Source organism: Brachyspira pulli (assembly GCF_036997785.1).
GTDB lineage: Bacteria > Spirochaetota > Brachyspiria > Brachyspirales > Brachyspiraceae > Brachyspira > Brachyspira pulli.
In genome coordinates this window covers 1-5,892 of record NZ_JAWLQI010000104.1, presented here as the reverse complement: position 1 = coordinate 5,892, position 5,892 = coordinate 1, and the positions used below count along the sequence as shown (strand labels likewise).

Sequence of the window (5,892 nt, the reverse complement as noted above, 5' to 3'; positions counted from 1 at the left end):
AAACTATAATTATAAGCCCAATAATATAAAGCTCTTTTTATAAAATCTTCATTGCCTCTGGATTGTATTTCTATTAAAACAGTTATTCCTTTTTCTGTAGTAGCTTTGATATCAACTATTGATTCTTTCTCATCATAATTTTCTGAAATATTGAACGGATTTAATATTTCTATTTTCTTAAAAGTTTCAAAATTTAAATCTTTAAATACAGCATTAATAAAATTTAAAGCTATATTTTCATTGCCTTCATGTGAAAATAAATAGCGTACAAAATAATCATTAATCCTATTTAAATTCTCAATGGTAACTGGTTCATTTAATATTTGTTTTAATTTATCCAAATCTTTCATAATATTATTATACAAAAATTATTTAAAAAGTAAACTTGTTTAGAATTTAAATACCATTTACATAAAATAAAACTATTTTGTAAGAAGCTTTATTATTTCTTCATTTTTTCCATATTCTCTAGCATAATACAATGCATCATAATCACCATTTTTTATATTTTTATCAGCACCAGCCTCTAAAAGCATTTTTGTCATTTCTAAATTTCCTTTACGACAAGCCCACATCAATGCTGTCATACCATATTTATTTTGAACATTAACATCAGCATTATTTTTAATAAGCACTTTTACAGCATTAATATTATTATAAGAAGCGGCTTCTCTCAATGCAGTATCATAATCATAATCTTTATATGCATCACTATCAATCAGCTTTTGTAAAAAAACTTCATTAGTAGAATAGTGTGCAGCATTTATCAATGGAACATTATGATTAAGCAAAGTTGATTGATTAAGATCACAAACTTTCAAACTTTTATCCAAAGAATCAGAACCATTTTGAAGTAAAATATCTGCTATATCCTCATGGCCGAACATATAAGCATAAATCAAAGCATTTGCATTATTTCTATTTCTTTTATTTATATCTGCTTTATTTTCAATTAATATCTTTACAGTTTCTTTATAACCTTTCATAATAGCATACATTAAAGGTGTTTCTTCATTCTCATAATCTCCATCATAAGCTATATTAACATCAGCTTTATTTTTGATTAAGAGTTTTACCATTTCAATATTTTCTTTACCATTATCGCCTTTGTTTAAAGAGGAAAATAATGCAGTTCTTCCTCTAAAGCCCTGATAGTCAATATCAGCACCATAACTTAAAAGTAGTTTAACCATTTCCATATTATTATTATCAACTGCAAGTATCAATGCAGTATCGCCATCACTTACTACAGTATTAACATCTGCCTTATATTTCAAAAGAAGCTCAGCCATTTCTATATTATTATCCATAACTGCAATCGATAATAATGAAAAATCTTCATAATCAAGATTATTTATATCTCCATTATATTTCTTAAGAATATTCTCAGCTTCTTTAACATTACCTTCATTCACATATTCTCTTAATCTTTCATAAGCTTTAGTTTTATTATCCGTTTGGCTATATAAGTACAGACTAAATAAAAATAAAATAAATATTAACTTTTTCATAATTCATAAACCTCTTTAAATTATTAAACTTTTATTTATCTTTTAAAATACCATTACAATAGGAGCTATAAAAGAAAAGATAAATGAGTAAATACCATAAATATAAATGAAGCTATATATTTTATTATTTCCAATTACTGCCTCATTTATATTGATATTGTTTTTTAATATCTTTATTATAGACTTTATATTTTGTATTATAATATATACTAAATTAACAGCTATTATTATATTAAGAACTGTAATAGAAATTTCATTTATTTTATTTTCAGAAATAATTACTCTGTATATGCTTGCTCCTAATACTAATATATTAAATAATAATGCTATTATTGGAAATATTATATACATTGCTTTTGTTATTACTCCAGCTTTATAGTCAGCTCTTATAAAGTATAAAGTAATAATAGATAAAATTAATAATACATTATAAATTATAAAAGACTTAGTATTGTCAAAAGGTCTTATAGGTTCATATAGTAAGGCAAAAAATGAAACAAATATTAAAAATGAATATAAAAATAATAATCCTCGAGAAATATATATTGATAAAACAGTTTTGAATCTCTTTTGCACAAAGAAAAATATAAACGGTATTAAAGTAGATAAATATACAATAAAAATCAAAATCAGTTTTAAGGCTAAGGTATTTCCATGTTCTTCAGAAAAAACAGATAACATTAAACCAAAAAATAATAATACCATAAATACCAAAAATTCTAGCAATTCTACCAATTCTACCAATTTAATAATTAAGAATAATATTGTTGCTAATAAAATTTCTGATGCTACAGAAAACAGTATTATATCTCCTAATTTAGTAAAACTATTATATGTATTATTCTTTATATTAAAATTGTTATCAGATAAAACTATTATAATAAAAAAGATTATAGAAGATAATATACTTTTATTAATCATTATATTAGATTTAAAAAATTCAAGCATATCAGGTATTTCATCTTTTAATGGTGCTGAAGTAAATATGCCAAGCAAAAATAAAAGTAAAAATGACAAAAATATTATTAGTATTGTTCTTTTATTAATATTTTCTAAATTACTATCTATAATAAATAAAAATGAATAACAAAAAAAGTAAAATACTTGATAATAAAAACTATTAATAATAATTAAATTGTCAGCATTATGATCAATATCATATAATAATATTTGTATACTTATAGGAAGAGAAGAAATTATCATTAATACAAATACTAATATATGATATAATCTTTTTTTACTAATATAGTTCATAAATCTCTCGCACTTTTATTTATTTTTTAAAAATACCATTACAATAGGAGCTATAAAAGAAAAAATAAATGAGTAAATACCATAAATATAAATGAAGCTATATATTTTATTATTTCCAATTACTACCTCATTTATATTGATATTGTTTTTTAATATCTTTATTATAGACTTTATATTTTGTATTATAATATATATTAAATTAACAACTATTATCGCATTAAGAACTGCAATAGAAATTTCATTTATTTTATTTTCAGAAATAATTACTCTGTATATGCTTGCTCCTAATACTAATATATTAAATAATAATGCTAGTATTGGAAATATTATATACATTGCCTTTGTTATGACACCAGCTTTATAGTCAGCTCTTATAAAGTATAAAGTAAGAACAGATAAAATTAATAATGCATTATAAATTATAAAAGACTTAGTATTGTCAAAAGGTCTTATAGGTTCATATAGTAAAGCAAAAAATAAAGCGAATATTAAAAATGAATATAAAAATAATAATCCTCGAGAAATATATATTGATAAAACAGTCTTAAATCTTTTTTGCACAAAGAAAAATATAAAAGGTATTATAGAAAAAACAAATACAATAGACATAAAAATAAGTTTTTCAATTAATGATTCAAAATCAGGTGCTATATCAGTTCTAAAAATAAATTTATTATATAAAAAAGCAATAAATACCCAAAATACAAATGCAATAATTGCAGCTATTGTAGAAAATACAATTATATCTCCTAGCTTAGTAAAACTATTATATGTATTATTCTTTATATTAAAATTATTATCAGCTAAAAGTATTATGATAAAAAACATTATAGAAGATAATATACTTTTATTAATCATTATATTAGACATAAAAAAATTAAGCATATCAGGTATTGAATCTTTTAATGGTGATGAAGTAAATATACTAAGCAAAAATAAAAGTAAAAATGATAAAAATGTTATTAGTATTGTTCTTTTATTAACATTTTCAAAATTGCTGTTTACACTAAATAAAAATGAATAACAAAAAAAGTAAAAAACTTGAAAATAAAAACTATTAAAAATCATATTGTAAATTAATTTTTCAAGATCGTATGTAGTATCAAATAATAATATATATACATTCGCTGGAATAGAAGAAATTATCATTAGTACAAATACTAATATAAAATACATTATTTTTTTACTGTTCGAATTAATTAACTTATTTTCAGACATTTTTCATAACCCCTTATAGGTATTTTTATAAATACTTAAAAATGGATTATAACCTATAATTATAAATTGTAAAGTAAATACTTAAAATAGTTATATTTTATAAATTATATATACTAAAAATTTTTAACTTTGTCAATTTTTTGTTGTTCTTTTTCCCGCCGCACGCCACAGGCGGACAGCGTCAAAGAACCAAAAAGTGCAAATATAAAATTAGTATTAAATCATACTAATTATGTTTTACATGTAAGATAAATTACTAAATTTAAGTCAAAATGCAGCCTTTCGCGAAGCGTATCCGAGTTTATCGAGGATATAAGCTTCTTTGTGGCACGCCAAAGGCACTCCCTTCGGTCGCAAAAGAAGTGGGGTTTGGGGCAAAGCCCCAAATATAAAACCAAAACATAAATTTATTTTTGACAAAATATAGTTGTTTAGGTATATACTGAAAATTTTTAAACAGAAAATAAAAAAGTGCATACATATATAATGCATACACTTTTTTATTATTTATTAATAACTAAGATAATATTCTAAATCGCTTGGATTAGTCATGTGATGAAGTGCTGAGCTATCATCTCTAGCTGAAGCAATATCAATGGCTGTTTTTCCTTCTTTGTTTTTAATATTATAATCAGCACCCATATTTACAAGAACTCCCACAATAGCATAATTATAACTTGCAGCTGCAATCATTAATGGAGTATTTCCTTCCTTATTCTTTTTATTTATATCAGCACCATTTTTTATCATATAATAACAAAGATCTGCTACACCGCCGTACTTGTTGGCATTTACTAAATATGTTAAAGGAGTATCCCCTGTTGCTGAACATACGGCATTTAAATCAGGCTTCAAATCAATAATATTTTTAGCTAAACCAATATTACGATACTTAATTGCTATTATTAAAGGAGTATATCCATATCCGTCTTCTAAATTTATATCAGCACCTTTTTCTACTAGGAATTTAACCATTTCTTTATCATTTCTAGCAGCAGCTAAATTAAGAGGTGTAATATTATCATATTGTTTATTTAAATCGGTATCATCTTTTATAAGTTTTTCTAATGCTTTCATATCTCCTTTTGATACAGCATTCATTAATTCATCATATCCATCTATATTGTTTGAATCTTCGCTTGATAATAATTTTTCTATTTCATAATATTTTTTCTTCTTTACTAATTCTATAGCTTGTTCTATAGTTGTATTAGTATTAAGATTAAAAACATCATTATCTATTAATAATTTAGCTATATCATAATTACCGTAATCAATAGCTGGACCTATATAATCATCGCTTGAGTTTAAATTGGCACCTTCATCAATTAAAAGTTTAGCTATTTCTATATTGCCATTTTCAGCTGCTACTTTCATAGGAGAGTTAATCCAAAATCCATCTGCAAATATTTGAGCATTTACATCTTGTCCTATAGATATTAAATATTTAACCATTTCTATATTATTTTCTTCTATGGCATCAGGAATTAAGCTTGATTCCAAATCAATATCTCCGCTTTCTACAAGTATTTTAAGCATATCAAGATTGCTGTTGTCAATAGCAATATCTGTTAAATAATAAGGATATTCAAAACCATATTCTCTGCCTGCATCAACTCCTTCATCAATTAAGATTTTACTCATTTCAACATTATTATTTTCAACAGCATAATAAAGCATATCAATACCGTCTTCTGTTTCCATATCATTTGCTCTAGCATTAACATCTGCACCTTCTTTTATAAGCTCTTTTGCTAAATCATTATATCCGAATTGTACCGCCAAAAACAAAGGAGTAGAATCTTTATTTACTTTATATATATATTTATCACTAAAATTTGTATATTCAGTGATTTTTCCTTCTAGTCCTTCCTCTGCTAATAATTTTGATATTTCGTATATTGGTGCT

At 23.7% G+C, this 5,892-nt stretch carries 5 protein-coding genes; all 5 read right to left on the bottom strand.

Features of this window, described 5'->3' with window-relative positions; genetic code table 11:
• The coding region (locus R4K56_RS14295) for an Rpn family recombination-promoting nuclease/putative transposase (protein WP_335773118.1) at positions 1-350 on the bottom strand (350 nt) is incomplete at its 3' end.
• 72 nt (positions 351-422) lie between these two features.
• The gene (locus R4K56_RS14290) at positions 423-1,511 is read right to left on the bottom strand and encodes an ankyrin repeat domain-containing protein (RefSeq protein WP_335773119.1); all 1,089 of its coding nucleotides are present in this window, start codon (positions 1,509-1,511) and stop codon (positions 423-425) included.
• A gap of 42 nt (positions 1,512-1,553) precedes the next feature.
• Positions 1,554-2,765 (bottom strand): hypothetical protein, encoded by a 1,212-nt coding sequence (locus R4K56_RS14285; RefSeq protein WP_335773120.1) that lies wholly within the window; start codon positions 2,763-2,765, stop codon positions 1,554-1,556.
• A 15-nt stretch (positions 2,766-2,780) separates the two neighbouring features.
• Entirely contained in the window at positions 2,781-3,983 is a 1,203-nt protein-coding gene (locus R4K56_RS14280) for a hypothetical protein (protein WP_335773121.1), read from the bottom strand.
• A 510-nt stretch (positions 3,984-4,493) separates the two neighbouring features.
• Positions 4,494-5,892 (bottom strand): ankyrin repeat domain-containing protein (locus tag R4K56_RS14275; RefSeq protein WP_335786929.1); only part of this gene is annotated, 1,399 nt, incomplete at its 5' end.